This window comes from Bifidobacterium sp. ESL0732, from assembly GCF_029395535.1.
Taxonomy (GTDB): domain Bacteria; phylum Actinomycetota; class Actinomycetes; order Actinomycetales; family Bifidobacteriaceae; genus Bifidobacterium.
The window spans coordinates 1,837,625-1,852,810 of the sequence record NZ_CP113920.1; the positions used below are offsets into that span (position 1 = coordinate 1,837,625).

Annotated in this window: 8 protein-coding genes; 2 read left to right on the forward strand and 6 right to left on the reverse strand. The window is 53.1% G+C overall.

What is annotated here, in order from left to right:
• Positions 1–162: 162 nt before the first annotated feature.
• Positions 163–582, forward strand: coding sequence for a (deoxy)nucleoside triphosphate pyrophosphohydrolase (locus OZX70_RS07095; protein ID WP_277182161.1), 420 nt, complete (start codon positions 163–165; stop codon positions 580–582).
• Positions 575–3,751, forward strand: coding sequence for a DUF3427 domain-containing protein (locus OZX70_RS07100; protein ID WP_277180249.1), 3,177 nt, complete (start codon positions 575–577; stop codon positions 3,749–3,751). The genes OZX70_RS07095 and OZX70_RS07100 overlap by 8 nt, the downstream gene beginning before the upstream one ends.
• A 346-nt stretch (positions 3,752–4,097) precedes the next feature.
• On the opposite strand, the gene OZX70_RS07105 is transcribed toward OZX70_RS07100, so the two are convergent.
• From OZX70_RS07105 to OZX70_RS07130, 6 genes are all read right to left on the reverse strand, one after another.
• Complete coding sequence (locus OZX70_RS07105; protein ID WP_277180251.1) at positions 4,098–5,213, reverse strand: Zn-dependent alcohol dehydrogenase; 1,116 nt, start codon at positions 5,211–5,213, stop codon at positions 4,098–4,100.
• Positions 5,214–5,659: 446 nt separating this feature from the next.
• Positions 5,660–6,778, reverse strand: coding sequence for an alcohol dehydrogenase catalytic domain-containing protein (locus tag OZX70_RS07110; protein WP_277180253.1), 1,119 nt, complete (start codon positions 6,776–6,778; stop codon positions 5,660–5,662).
• Positions 6,779–7,173: 395 nt separating this feature from the next.
• A complete protein-coding gene (locus OZX70_RS07115; RefSeq protein ID WP_277180255.1) occupies positions 7,174–8,049 on the reverse strand; it encodes an aldo/keto reductase in 876 nt (291 codons plus the stop codon).
• Between the two features lie 352 nt (positions 8,050–8,401).
• A complete protein-coding gene (locus OZX70_RS07120; protein WP_277180257.1) occupies positions 8,402–12,466 on the reverse strand; it encodes an ATP-binding cassette domain-containing protein in 4,065 nt (1,354 codons plus the stop codon).
• 210 nt (positions 12,467–12,676) lie between these two features.
• Positions 12,677–13,600, reverse strand: coding sequence for a substrate-binding domain-containing protein (locus OZX70_RS07125; RefSeq protein ID WP_348519445.1), 924 nt, complete (start codon positions 13,598–13,600; stop codon positions 12,677–12,679).
• Positions 13,601–13,804: 204 nt separating this feature from the next.
• On the reverse strand, positions 13,805–15,157 hold the full coding sequence (locus tag OZX70_RS07130; protein WP_277180261.1) for an extracellular solute-binding protein: 1,353 nt from the start codon (positions 15,155–15,157) through the stop codon (positions 13,805–13,807).
• Positions 15,158–15,186: the final 29 nt, after the last annotated feature.

Consider the following 15,186-nt stretch of genomic DNA (forward strand, 5'->3'; position numbering starts at 1 on the left):
TTTTTGAAAAACAATCCGCATCCCCCACTGATATTGCTTTTAAAACAATCTCTCCCCATATATCAAGCAACAATAGTCGCACAATCAATCAGCAATAGTTGCAAAACAAGTGCCCTTTCGCGCTATCCTGGACGTAACGTTTTTTCAAAGGATGTTATTGATATGGGTACTGCGCCAGTGCAGGTCGTCGGAGCTGCGATAAGAAGGAATGGCACAATTCTTTGTGCGCAACGAGGGCCATCAAAATCTTTGGCCGGGTATTGGGAATTTCCTGGCGGGAAAATCGAACGCGGTGAAACACCAGAGGAAGCGTTACGACGTGAAATCAAAGAAGAACTGCTCTGTGATATCAAAGTTGGTCCCAAAATATGTTCAACCCAGCAACACTATGATTTCGGGACTATTGAACTTACCACCTTTTTATGCTCCCTTGTCGATAGTGAACCCGAACTCACCGAACACACCCAACTTCGTTGGATTTCTCAAAGCAAACTCAAAACACTGAATTGGGCTCCAGCCGATCGAGAAACGGCACAACATCTAGCGGTGGCGAACCGGACAGGCGAGAAAAACGATGACTGAACACGAAACAAACAAGAAAGACACGACCAACGAAACCGTATCCTCAAACGATTCGTTGGTGGAAGCGATAACCTCAGGATTCATCCATCAAAATCCCAATGCCGACAATACGCTTACGCCGACTCTCATTGCGAATCGCAACGGGTTGACCATGGAAGAATCCATTGAGTCAGAATTGGATCAGTGCCATGATTTCGACATGTCTGTCGCATTCCTCAACAACGAGGAACTCAAAAGCCTCAAACAATATTTTCTGAATTTCGGTAAAGAAACAAGCGAGCGATCAGGTCGCATCATCACCTCTACCTATAACTATTTCAACAAACCTGAAGCCTTCAAAACTCTTCTGCAAATTCAGGCTCGCACCAATATCAAGATATATATTTGGCAAGCCGACTCTGAAAATCACGGTTCGACCTCGATACCAAGCTATCGATATCATCCAAAAGGGTATGTCTTCCGCCGTCGCACCGAAAGCGGAGAAGAACTGGATTCAACCTACATTGGCAGCTCGAATCTGACATCCAGTGCGCTCAAGCTTAACAAAGAATGGAACCTCAGGGTTTCCTCACAGACCAACAGCGGTCTGACTCGACAAATCAACAACGAGATCGATGACCAGTTGAGCGAATCGGTGCAGCTCACGGACGAATGGCTGAAACAATACGAGGAAGATTTCAAACATTATGCTCCTGTGCAACGAGTCCTGCCACAACATAAAATCACGAAAATCGAACCCAACGCCATGCAGCAGGAAGCGTTGATGAATCTGGCTCAGCTGAGAAAAGCCGGAGAGAGCCAAGCCATCATCGTTTCGGCCACGGGAACCGGCAAAACATATCTTTCGGCATTTGACGTGCGTCAATGCAAGCCAAAGCGGATGCTTTACGTCGCCCAACAGCAACAGATACTCAAGAAATCCATGGAGTCCTATCAGAAAGTGCTCGGTTGTGAAGATAGCGATCTTGGCTTGCTCTCGGGAACAAGTAAGCAAGGCGATCGCAAATATGTCTTCGCAACGGTGCAAACGCTCGTCAACAATTTGGATTCCTACGAACCAAATTCTTTCGACTATATTCTTATTGACGAGGCACATCATTCCGCAGCAGATTCCTACAGGAAAGTGCTGAGTCATTTCACGCCCGATTTTCTTCTCGGGATGACGGCGACACCAGAACGGACAGACGACGCCGACATCTTCGGCCTGTTCGGCAACAACATTGCCTATAACATTCGCCTCCAACGAGCGCTGGAAGAGAACATGCTGTGTCCGTTCCATTATTACGGCGTTCATGAGTATATCGAGGACAAGCCTGATCCAAGCACCATAGGTGAGCTCAATAGACGCATCGACGTGGCACAAACCGGAGAGCGCACGGCGCTCAATGAATGGATACAGAAACTGGTGTCGCCGCAGCGCGTCCACTACATCATCGACAGATTGCAGACTTATGAAGATCCAGGAACCCCGGTAAAAGGCTTGGTCTTTTGTAGCTTGCAGAAAGAGGCAAAAGAACTCTCGGCCTTGTTCAATGCTCAATGGAATCAGCAAGCCGAACGAAAATATCACACGGCAGCTGTCACCGGCGATAATGCCGTCGACCGAGACGAAGCTATCAGGCAGCTTGAAAACGGCGGACTTGACTACATCTTCACCGTCGATCTCTTCAACGAAGGCGTCGATATCCCCTCGCTGAACCAGATCGTGATGCTGCGCCAGACCAAATCCAGCATCGTGTTCACACAGCAACTCGGTCGAGGCCTGCGTAAATATCCCGGCAAGGAATCCGTCACCATCATCGACTTCATCGGTAACTACGCCAACAACTATCTCATCCCCATCGCCCTGTATGGCAATACCGGAGATCGAGACATCGAACGCAAAAATCTACAGCGAAAAACAATCGGCCTCTCTTCGGTGAGTTTCGATCCTATCGCCGAGAAAAGAGTGCTGGCATCCATCGACAAGGCTGATCTTTCTGAAATGCAGCTGCTTTCCAGCCAATACCGGCAACTACGAAACCAGCTGAACCGCATCCCCATGCTTACCGATTTCGCCAAAACCGATCCATCGTTGATTTATACATTGGCTGACAAGAAGGACAGCTATCTGCAGTTCGTCCGTTCCCGCGAGCAAAGCCTTTCGAGAGGCAAGAACACGCAGACGTCATATCTGGAACTGCTGCAACCGACCGACGCGCGCGAAGACGGTATTCTTAAAATGCTGACCTCAACATTACTGCGCGGATTGCGACCACATGAGTTAATGATTCTGGCGAACCTTTGCGATATCACGTTGCCGGACCCATCGAACACCTCGGTTGAGCATCATATCGCTCGTTACCTTGGGCCTGATTCCTATCACGAGCTCTCAGCCGAAAATCTGAGAGCAATGCTGTCGACTCGATTTTCCCAGGCGGACAACAGCCCGGAGCAGATCACACAAGCATTCCACGTGCTTGATCTGACGTATTTCACTACGAAAAACAAAGAACGCTTCGGCAATGTGCCGCTGATACGTCAGACCGAAAACGGTACATTCATCCTCGAGGATTGGCTGCTGCAATCGCTACGCTCAAATTCAACGTTCGCCCAGTTCTTCGCCGATACCATACAAGCAGGCCTGTTTAACTGCCAGGAACGATACAAGCAAATCTCAAATACGTCACTCGAACGCACACGCGGATTTATCTATGGAGAGAAATACAGTATCTTCGACGTCATGAGGCTGTGCGGATGGAAGAACGAGCAGGTACCGCAAAACGTGGGCGGTTACAAGCTTGACCGTGAGACGGATTCATTGCCCATTTTCATCAAATACGAAGCAAGCCAGTATGGTGACCGATTCCTCAACACCAGCGAAATCGAATGGTTCAGCAAGAATCAGAGAACGTTGAACTCAAATGAATTTGTCTGGCTCATGACCAATGCCAAAGGACCGGAATGGCAACGTTCTCACTTCGTCCCGATCTTCATTCGTCGTAAACAAGAGGAGAAGGAAAAGACCTATTATTACGTCGGCCATGTCGCCGCCATCGCCGACATCCATCCGGACCATAACCTTGCTGACGATGGGAAGGAGCTGAATGTCGTCATCTCTACGCTTCGTCTCGACAAGCCCGTCGACCCGGAGCTGTTTAGACACCTGACCGGCAAATCCGCTTTATAGCGAATGGGCCTATATATCGCTGCGACGTTGATTTACTTTCCAAAACGTTGCAAAAGACGGTGTTTGCAACGTGTAAAACGTCGCAGAAAGCACCTTTTGAAGTGCGTAAAACGTCGCGGCACAGCTCACAAACTCTTATATTTCAAGGGTTTACGAGAACAGTGACAACAATATTAAAATTCCAGAGGTTTTTACCTCTCAGCAAGGGGAATAAAACACCTTGCCAAACAACATTGGCCGGGCTTGTTGCGGAGAGACAAGACCGGCCAATGAGGGTTATTCAATTACTGATACGCATTCGGCGACCGCGACGAGTGGGGCCGGTGCCGAACGCGAAACTAAGCGATCAGAACTCGGTGATGACGGAGCGGATGACCTTGCCCTGCTTGAGCTGGACGTAGGCCTCGTCGATCTGGCTGAGGTTGATGTGCTGGCTGACGATGTCGTGCATGTTCAGGCGGCCGTCGACGGCGAGGTCGGCATACATCGGGATGTCGTGCTTGATGTTGGTCGAGCCCATCCAGACGCCCTTGAAGCCGCGCTGGTGCACCAGCAGGTCGGCCGGGTTGATCTCGAGGTTGATGGTCGCGTCGGGCTTGGCCAGGCCGATGCAGTAGGCGGTGCCGTCAACGCCGAGCATATCCCAGCACTGCTTCATCGTCGACTCGAAGCCGATGGCCTCGAACGCCTCGTCCACACCGCCGTCGGTGAGCTCGCGCACCTTGGCGACCGGGTCCTCGTTGGAGGAGTTGACCACGTCGGTGGCACCGAACTTCTTCGCGAACTCGAGTTTGTTGTCGAGCAGGTCGATGGCGATGATCTTCTTGGCGCCGCAGATGCGAGCGCCGGAGATGATGTTGAGGCCGATGCCACCAGTGCCGACCACGGCCACGGTGTCGCCGGGACGAACGTGCGCGGTGTTGATGGCAGCACCCGCGCCGGTGATGGTGGCGCAGCCGATGCAGGCGGCCTCGTCCCACTTGACCTCGTTGTTGACCACGGCGAGCTGGTTTTCATGGATCAGCGCCTTCTCGGCGAAACCGCCGGTGCCGAAGGCCTGCGTGATCGGGCGGCCGTCGGGGAAGGACAGGCGCGGCTTCTCGCCGGGCTTGCGCACGCACTCCTGCTGCTGCGAGCAGGACTGCGGATGGCCGTTGAGGCAGTTGGCGCAATGGCCGCACACCTGCTCGAGCGAGGCGACGACGTGATCGCCGACCTTGATGCCCTGGACTTCGGGGCCAACAGCCTCGACAATGCCGGCTACTTCATGGCCGATGACGGCCGGGAACGGGAAGAATTGGTCGTCGTCCTCGACCAGATGCAGATCGGAATGGCACAGGCCGCTCGCCTGAACGTCCACCAGAACCTCGGCGCCAATCGGGTCGTCGATGATAATCTCTTCCGGCTGAGCAAATCCCTTGCCGATGCCGTACGCTACGGATGCCTTGATCTTTTGTGGCATAGTTACGCTCCTCAATTCTTTGAAATGTAACGTAAGTCACATTACAACATAGGAATCGAATGACGCAACCATTTTCGAATCGTCGCGTTTCCACAACAATTGTTCACATTCTCGACGCAGAAGAATCACATCACACAATCAACAACTGGACATAAGTACACAAAACAAATCAAAATATACCATTAACCCAAAATAGTAAAACCGCAAATTCACGACATCGCGACACAATGAAAACCATAAAGGAATCAATCAAACCAGCTCGACAGGTTTGATACATTCATCGATTCCTTTACACCCCAACAATAGAATCAAGCAGATCGGTTCAAACGACAAACAAGAAAAAATGAGCCGGTCCCAAGCCTTCCAGGCAGGTACCGGCCCAAATACAGGCAATGCGGCGATCGGCTATAGGCCAAACGCAACCGCCGCATCGCCGAAAGCGAATGTCAGAACTCGGTGATGACCGAACGGATGACCTCGCCCTTCTGCAGCTGGTCATAGCCCTGGTTAATCTGGCCGAGGTTGATATTCTGACTAATCAGATCCTTCATGTTGAGACGCCCGTCGACCACGAAATCGGCATACATCGGCAAATCATGCTTGATGTTGGTCGAGCCCATCGACACACCGCGCAGCCCCTTCTCGGGAACGAGGATGCTCGCAGTGTCGACGTCGATGGTCAGTTTCGAGCCCGGATTGGACATGCCGATGCAATAGGTCGTGCCATGCATGCCCAGCATATCCCACGCCTGCTTGACCGTAGCCGGGAAGCCGATGACTTCAAACGACTTGTCGACACCGCCGTTGGTAAGCTCACGAACCTTGGCGACCGGATCCTCCTTCTTGGAGTTGACCACATCGGTCGCGCCGAACTTACGAGCGAACTCAAGCTTATTATCGAGAATGTCAATCGCGATAATCTTGCTGGCACCGGCAATTCTGGCACCGGAAATCACGTTGAGGCCGACACCGCCCGTGCCGACGACGGCCACAGTATCGCCAGGACGGACATGCGCCGTATTGATCGCCGCGCCGGCACCGGTAATCGTCGCGCAACCCAGGCAGGCGGCCTGATCCCACGGCACTTGGTCGTTGATCACAGCGAGCTGGTTCTCGTGAATCAGCGCCTTCTCGGCAAATCCGCCAATGCCCCATCCTTGGTAAATCGGACGTCCATCGGGGAAGGAAAGGCGCGGGGTCTCATCCGCGCCACGCACGCATTCCTGGGGCTGAGTACAGACCTCAGGATGACCGTTCAAGCAGTTCGCGCAATGGCCGCATACCTGTTCTAGGGACGCGACGACACGATCACCGACCTTCAAGCCGGACACAAATGGCCCAACCGCTTCGACCACACCGGAAACCTCATGTCCCAAAATCATGGGGAACGAGAATCCGAGCGCATTACCATCATCGACAACATGCAGATCAGAATGGCATAGACCTGATCCCTTGATGTCAACCAGTACCTCAGCGCCCTTCGGATCATCAATCACTACATCTTCAGGCTCTGAGAAACCTTGATTCAAACCATACGAAACCGACGCCTTAATTGTTTGCGGCATAATACACGCTCCTTCGCGATATTTGCAGGTGACACCGTGTCAACCAACAATTACCGTCACCATCCCTCAACCCAATCAATACAAACATTCATTGTTTGCGTCCATCAAGGAATCAGTAACAGTACTCGAATTGTATCTATTTTTATCGTTAGCGGCTATTATCGTCGAGTGATTTTTGTCACTTTACCAAGATTTAATGATGTTGATTGAAGACCCGCTGCTCTATTCTGGCCTAATACCAACGTTTAAAGATGCAAGAAATAATGCTATAAAAATGCAGAATGCACCGAGAAGCGCAAAGGCTTGGCACATTCTGCATGAGAGTAAAGTTTCGTTCTTTTCGAAAAAAACGAAAGACGCTGAATCTCTATAACCTCTACATTCTCCACCGCGGATCACGCATAGGTGAAGGTCATCGGGTCGTGGCCGGCGCGCGTCGGGCCGTCGAGGGCATCTATCTGCGCATGCTCATCTGCGGTCAAGGCGAATCCAAAGAGGTCGAGGTTCTCGCGCTGGCGCTGCGTATGCACGGATTTGGGGATGATGATGGTGCCGTTTTCGATATGCCAACGCAAGATGACCTGAGCGGGCGAAACGTTGTGTGCTGCAGCGATCCGGGCGATGGTGCCATCTCCAGCATTGAGGTCGGCTCCACGGGCCATCGGCGAATATGCTTCTACAGCGATGCCATGCGCTTTACAGAAAGCGACGACCTCGCGCTGCTGCCACGTGGGGTGCAGCTCAATCTGATTAACCGTCGGCCACTCCCCTGTTTCTCGATGCAAGCGCTCGAGATGCTCAGGCAGGAAATTGCAGACACCGAGCGTGCGCACACGTCCCTCGTCGCGCAGCTTCATCAGCGCCTTCCATGTCTCGCCGGAACGCCAGTTGAACGGAGTCGGCCAATGCAGCATATACATGTCAACGTAATCAAGCCGCAAGTCACCCAGTTGCCGGTCGAACGCCTTGAGTGCACTGTCATAACCCTGTTCGGAATCCTTAAGTTTTGTGGTCACCCACAGCGACTTGCGCGCCTCGCCTGTATTGAAACCGGTTTCCGCAAGCGCACGCCCTACGCCAGGCTCATTGTTGTAGCCCGCGGCAGCATCGATATGCCGGTATCCGACCTCAAGTCCGGATTCGACAACGGCGGTCACGTCGTCGTCGCTGATACGCAGTACGCCAAGTCCAATTTGCGGGATTTTGTTGCCATCGCTTAGCGTGATATTCGGAATTTTCGGTACTGTTCCTTTGGTTTCTCCAGCGCTCATCGTCACTGCTCCTTTTGCCGTCAACTGGTATCCAGACTACTAGTCAACCCCGTCCAGCCAACAAATGGGAATGAACGGTTTCCAGCGTCTGCAAACATTCATGCCGAAAACAAGCACTTATGGACACTAAATGACCGTTTTCTTGCACGGACGTTTGCAGATGCAAGAAATCGGTCACTTAGCGTCCGTCAGTGGCCGCTTTCTTGCTTGAATGCTTGCAGATGCAAGGAATCGGTCGCTAAGAAACATCCGCTGACGGTTTTGCACAATCGGCAAACGACAAACAAGAAAGCGTCACATAAAGAAACCGGTACATACGGAAAGCCACAGAATCAAACCCTGCCCGGTAAAGCTAGAGCGTAATCACACGATCGGCAATCTGCATGGTGGAAGCACGATGCGAGACCAGCACGATGGAAACCGGACGCTCGTTTGCAAGCGTGTTGATCGAATGAAGAATCACCGATTCGTTCAAAGCGTCGACTCGACTCGTAGGTTCGTCGAAAAGCACCAAAGAGGCGCCAGTCAGGAAAATCCGGGCGAGGCTGATACGTTGCCGCTCGCCTTCCGAAAGCCTGGAGCCGAGCTCACCCACCTGCGTGTCCAAACCATCCGGCAACGCGCTGATAACGGAATCGATCGAAGCGCGTTCAAGCGCCTCATGCATCTGCAAATCCGAGGCATGCTGGTCGGCGACCAGAAGGTTGTCGCGAATCGTTCCATCGAAAAGATACGTATCCTGATCCATCATCGTCTCCACACGACGGCGATAATGCGCTTCGACCTGCGGCAACGGCTCGCCGGAGAAATCGACGGCGCCGCCCTGCGGGTCCCAATAGCGCATCATAAGTTTCAAGATCGTGGATTTGCCGTGTCCAGACGGCCCCTGCACTCCAAGAATCCCCGAGTGCAACGTGGTGAAGTTGAAGTCTTTCAGCACCAACGCAGAAGCAGGAATGGAAGTCGAACCGTTGGAAGAAAGCGGATAGCCGAAAGTCACATCCTTGAGCGAGACGGTTTCGAATTTCGGCGTGTCCTTTCCGGTCTCTTGAACCGCAGGCACTTCGTCGAACAAGGCGAACATGCGCCTGGCAGCCGCCAGCGGTTGGTTGAGATTCCCAGGCAAATCGCTCAACGCAAGAGTAGGGCCGAACGAGCCGGAAATGAGCATCACTGCAACCACACACTTGGCCATCGAGACAGGATCGGCTGTAACGATGCCGAACATGATTCTCACCGCGATAAACGTAACCACAATGACGCAAACCGCGTCAAGACCTCCGAACACGCCATCCTTGCGGCTCAGCCTACTCTCGAAAAGCCATAGGTTTTTGTCTTCCGCGATAATATCGGTCAGACGCCGACGGCCTTGATTGAATCTGATGATTTCGTCCATGCCGTGCATATCATCGATAAGCCTGTCGCCGAGTTTGGCGGAATCGGAACGAATTCTCGCACCTATCCCGCGCACATTACCCGTATAAAGACGAGGCAAGACAAAGCCTACGACCAGATGGGCGGCAATGAGCAACAGCGCGAACCAAGGATCGAGGGTGAACAGCGCCACCGCAAACACCACCGAAGTCGTCACCGCGATGACGACAGGAGAAATGGCATGGGCAAAGAACGTCTCGAGCAACTCGACATCGGAGGTCACCAACGTCGTCAGGTCGCCTTTGCCTCGCCCAGCCAGTTTCGCCGGGGCAAGACGACGAAGGGATTCGAAGGCCTTTGAGCGGAAAAGCGAGACCACGCGGAAACTCATCTCACGGTTCATATATTCCTCGGCGTAATGCATGAAGCTCTTGAGAATGGCACACACCACCACACCAACAATTGCGAAGGCGACGTTCATGCCCCAAACCGGGTGGCCGAAGAACGCCATCAAGGCCAGTACACCGAAAACAGGCATGAAGGTTTCTGCAAGCCGTTCAATGGTCCCGCAGAGGCTGGCACCGACGATGAACGGGGTCAGACGCCCAACACAGCCCAGCAGCCTCAACGTCAGATGGAAGGTTCCCATATCCTTGTTTTCGCTATGGGGACGATTGGCGACATCCAATATCGCATCGGTTTCGTCGCCCTGTTTTGCCGGTTCATCCGAGCACTTTCCGTTGGAATGTCGGCTTCCAGCCGTGGCAGAAGCAGAAGCAGAATTGCGGAAATCGGACGAGGTGCCCCCGGACTTCTTCGTAGAAATCTTTCCGGTTGCAGAACCGTTGCGTTTGGCGGAACCTGCTACGGATTTTGCAGCAGGAGTATGGACTCGGGCATCTTCGGTTTTGGCCGGATGGCCGGCAGCAGCCTCAGCGGCGGTCAGATGTCGCGCCTGCTGCGTATCCGAGCCGGAGCGCTCTGAACCTTGAGCTTTGGGCCTATTACCAAAATCGTCAAAATCATCGTGCTCCCGATAACCCAGCAAAGCAAAATCAAACGGCCTGCGCACCTTGGGTTTGGCCGATTGCGGCTTGGCGTAAGCACTCCCCCAGCTGTTGCGATGCGAAACATGCTCGATTGACGCCTGGGTTTCGAACATCGTGGCGTAACGTCCCTGAACGTCCATGAGCTCGTCATGGGTACCGCTTTCCACTACTCGCCCGCCGTCGAGAACCACGATATTATTGGCATCGCGAGCCTGGGTCAGACGATGGGTGATGACGATAACCGTACGCGTCCTGGCCAGGTTGCGAATCGCGCCATCAATCAGCTCCTCACTTTCGGCATCGACGCTGCTGGTGGCCTCGTCAAAAACGTAAATCGGACTGTCACGCAGCAATGCCCTGGCAATGGCGAGACGCTGGCGCTGCCCGCCTGAAAGGTTACTGGCATCCGGTTCGATACGCATATCGAGGCGCTGCGGCTGGGAATAGACAAAATCATCGATATGGGCACCTTCGAGGGCAAGCCACATCTCGTTGGCCGTGGCATCCGGCTTGGACATCAAGAGGTTTTCGCGCAGAGAACCCGTGAAAAGATGGCTGCGGGAATCAACCAATGTGACGGCATCACAAAGCGAACGGTTTTTGAGGCTGTGCAGCTCGCAGCTTCCCACGCTTCCGAGCACACGATACCCCAGACGGATGGAACCCTGATAGTCGTTGCGGGTGCCGGCGATAAGTGCGCCGATAGTGGATTTGCCCGAACCGCTGACGCCGACGATGGCAGTAAAACCGTTTGCACGGGCCGTGAAACTGACACCGTCCAAGGCTTTATGACCATCGGAATCGCCATCTTGTCCGTTTCCGGCAGCGTTTTTCGAGGCGGTGCCGTTATCGGAAGCGGCATTAACGTTGGATGCCACACCATCTACTGCCTGGTCAATGGGCTTGTAGGTGTAATCGACATTACGGAATGTAATCGAGCAATCCTCCACACCTTGCGGCAATGCGGACTGCCCGTCCCCAGTTACCGGAACGTCCAGCATCGCATAAATACGTTTGATTGCCGCCACGCCGTTCATGGCTGTATGGGAACAGGAGGCGAGCCGACGCAGCGGCACGAAGAAGCTCACCGAAAGCAGTATGGCCACAAGCGCCGCAGGAAGTTTCAGATGACCGCTCGCCACCTGCCAGATGACGATGCCGATGCCGCCGGCGGTTCCGCCGTAGGAAACCAGATCCAGCGCAAGGCGGGCGCGAAGTTCAAGATGAAGGACCTTCATCGAGGTCTTACGGAAATCTTCCGATTTCTGATTCATGCGTCGGGCGGCCGCTTCGTCGGCATCAAAAGTCTTGAGCGTTTCCAAACCCTGAACATTGTCAAGGAATGCGGCACCCATATCAGTGTATGAATCCCAGTATTTGCCGAATGCACGGGATGTCGCCACCGCCACCCACCAGACAATGCCGATGATAATCGGCACGCAAACCACGAGGAGAATCGCCGTCGGCGCATTCAAAGGCAGGATTGCTACGAAAAGCGTCAACGGCGCAAGAACGGCGAAAACAAGCTGTGGCAGATAGGTTTCGAAGAAACTCTGGATACGGTCGACGCCTTCACCCAACGATTGCACTACATCGGCCGTTTTCACATGTTCCGAATAGGTAGGGCCCAAATCGAGCATTTTGTTATACAAGCGCTCCCGCAGCGCGATTTTGACGCGTTCCGAGGCTTCCGTTCCAAAGAAATGGGAGGCGCGGACGGCCAGGTATTTGATAATCGCCACCACTACCAGCGCAAAGATAAAGGCAGAGTAGCCTTCTGGCACCGCTTGAAAATCCTTCAGCAGCTTTTTTACGATTGCGGGCTTCACCCCATCGTTGGCAGACGTGAGCACCGGAAAAAGATTGCCGAGAAGGCCGACGGAGATGAACGCGAATCCGATATCCGCCAGCAACGAGACCCAAAGACTCAGCACTTTCGCGACGACGAACGCGCCACTGCGCGGAACGAGGGTGAATAGCCGACGATCGAACATAGAAGCACCTTTCCAGCGGCAATCCATGGCTTATGCATCGAGGAAGCGTGATGATACATTCCATGAAACGCCTATTACACAATACTGTAGGCCGAATACGATGCTATCTTGAAGCAAAATTCATCACAAAAATACTAAATTTATGGGATTTGGGGGTTCACGGAAAACACGCTGTCTCATCAGCGTGAGGTTAAACGCCCAGTAACCAATCTAAGGCCGCGTTGTTTTTCGTACGATGATTTTGGACTTGGCCTTCAACAGTTCGGGGGTCGTGATCGTTCCTTGGATCCTGCCGATAATGCGCTTTACTGCCGTGAAAGCGATCCAATACAGGCCCGAGTCCATGCTGGTCAACGGCGTTTGCAGATATGCTGATTCCTCGGCGTTGTCGAAACCGATGACCTGTACTTGCCCAGGAACCCTGATGCCACTGGTTGCAAGGGCCGAAAGCACTCCATAAGCCAGCTGATCGTTCAACGCGATTACACCGTCGAATGGGACATGACTGTCAATCAGCTGACGCATTGCATCGGCTCCTGCACCAATGGTCCAGCTGCCCGGAGTTATTCCGACGAGCGCTGGGTCAAGCTGTCGGTGATAGCTGCGACATTCCTCGACAATCCCCTTCAAACGCAACTGGGCACTGCTTTCCGTGGCATTGCGCAATTTTCTTACATCCAACGGTTCGCGTGCTCCGATGACGGCAATCCGGGAACTTCCATGCTCCAACATATATCTGGCCGCGATTTTGGCAGATTCAATATCGTCATGAGTCACATGGTCGACACGCCGCCAAGTAGTGCGTGAACCCAAAACGACGAGCGGATAATCGACGTCAAAATTGTCCGGAGAGATATCCTCAAGCTCGCTGAGGGAAAGAATAATCCCGTCTGAGACGGCGGGGTCGAAAGACTGCAGGACTTCGCGGGCACCGCCTGGTGAGCCTTCCGCATACGCGGTGACATACACGGAATAATCGCGTTTCCGCGCCTCACCGATTACACGGTCCGCCAATTGCCCAAGATAAGGCTGCGCCAGGGAGGGTACAACGAGTGTGATGAATCCGGTGGTTCCGCGATTCAGATCACGGTCGGCTACGCTACGCGACTTACGCTGCAAATCATCGTCGTTCATATCCTCACGTATTACATTATGCCTCGTTACATCATGCGTCATTTCAAGTCTCCTTTGCCTTATTTTTAATCTACCATCACTGCGACTGTCTTGTTATCAGCGTTCCGCCGGCAAATAGACTCTTTTTTAATTATTACTAGCAGAAAAGAACATTAGTCAAGCCGTGATCTTCTCTGCTCAATCGGTTCTCTGCGGTCCCGCACCTCATTTGACGGTGACGCTGTACCCCTTCTCCCTGCCGTAATCGGCGAGCTTTTGGGCATAATTTTCCATGGCCCTCTTCAAAGGGATGTTCTTGCTGTAGGCCTTAGAAATCTCATCGCCGAAAGCTGTCTGGGCAAACTGGTTATAGGGCAGATACTGGAACTTTTCAACGGGACGCTGAGCGCCTTCAGCCAGGATCTTGTTGACGTTCTGACCGCCGAAATAGTCGTTGATCTTCTTGTTGCTCTCAGTGGTCGGATCGGTGAAGGAATTTGAATTGAGAATCTTCTTCAAGCTGCTGAACGTGCCTGTATCGGCCATCTGCTGGGCACCCGCGCCGTGGGTCATATATTTCACGAACTTGTAGGCAGCTGCCTGCGATTTGCTGGTCTTCGACACGGCGAGGGCGGAACCGCCGTCCTCTGCCGACACCTGCTTGCCTGCCTGATGCTGAGGCAGCGAGCCTACACGCCAGTTGCCTTTCTGATCAGGGGCGCCGCTGAGAAGGTCGACCGGCATCCAGGCGCCGATGGTCAGCGAGGCGATGGTACCGTCATTCAATTTACGGTTCCATTCAACGGACCAATTGGAAGTCTTGGTGTCTATCAGATCCTCGTCAATCAGCTTCTGACGAAAGTCGATGTAGCCTTCCATGCCTTCATCCTTGGTCATATTGATGGTGATTTGCTTTCCGTCAATCGTCCAAGGTTTCGCACCGGCTTGCCAAACCTGCGCCGTGAAGGGCTGGTAATCGCCTGAATTGCCTGAGCTGTTGGTGATATACGAACCTGCCGCCTTGATTTTCTTGGCCGCCGCATAGTAATCGTCCCATGTCTTGATTGCCTCTCCATCGACACCCGCTTTATCGAAGATGGCCTTGTTGTAGAAGAACATCTCAGGACCGGCGTCGATCGGCAACGCATAGGGCTTGCCGGCATATTGCAACTTGTTCCAAGGTCCAGACGTGAAATCATCAGCCAGTTTCGCGGCTCCGAACTGGCTCAAATCGACCAAATCGCCCGTGACGGCAAATTGTGTGACCGTAGGGTCCTCAAGCATCACCACATCAGGGATGCCTTTCTTGGCAGCAATGGCATCGCTCAACGCCGTCGAGGTCTTTTCGGCCGTCGCGGTATTGTTGAAACTCACTGAGATCCCCGGGTTCTCCTTCTCAAAATTTGCAATGATTTCCTTCATCGAATTTCCGCTATCCCATCCCCAGAAAACCAAATCGCCCTTGGAATCAGAACCTTTGGCGCCGGCATTGTTCGAACCGCCCGAACCGCACCCTGCCAGACCTATCATCGTCGCTGCAGCAGCTACAACCGCGATGGTCTTCTTCACGTTGCTCAATTCGGCTCCTTTACTTTGAACCTTGCCGC

What these genes read in the sequence shown, in the direction of transcription:
- OZX70_RS07110 (WP_277180253.1), bottom strand. Translation starts at nt 6,778, where the DNA reads ATGCCGCAAACAATTAAGGCGTCGGTTTCGTATGGTTTGAATCAAGGT.
- OZX70_RS07095 (WP_277182161.1), top strand. Translation starts at nt 163, where the DNA reads ATGGGTACTGCGCCAGTGCAGGTCGTCGGAGCTGCGATAAGAAGGAAT.
- OZX70_RS07115 (WP_277180255.1), bottom strand. Translation starts at nt 8,049, where the DNA reads ATGAGCGCTGGAGAAACCAAAGGAACAGTACCGAAAATTCCGAATATC.
- OZX70_RS07120 (WP_277180257.1), bottom strand. Translation starts at nt 12,466, where the DNA reads ATGTTCGATCGTCGGCTATTCACCCTCGTTCCGCGCAGTGGCGCGTTC.
- OZX70_RS07100 (WP_277180249.1), top strand. Translation starts at nt 575, where the DNA reads ATGACTGAACACGAAACAAACAAGAAAGACACGACCAACGAAACCGTA.
- OZX70_RS07125 (WP_348519445.1), bottom strand. Translation starts at nt 13,600, where the DNA reads ATGAACGACGATGATTTGCAGCGTAAGTCGCGTAGCGTAGCCGACCGT.
- OZX70_RS07105 (WP_277180251.1), bottom strand. Translation starts at nt 5,213, where the DNA reads ATGCCACAAAAGATCAAGGCATCCGTAGCGTACGGCATCGGCAAGGGA.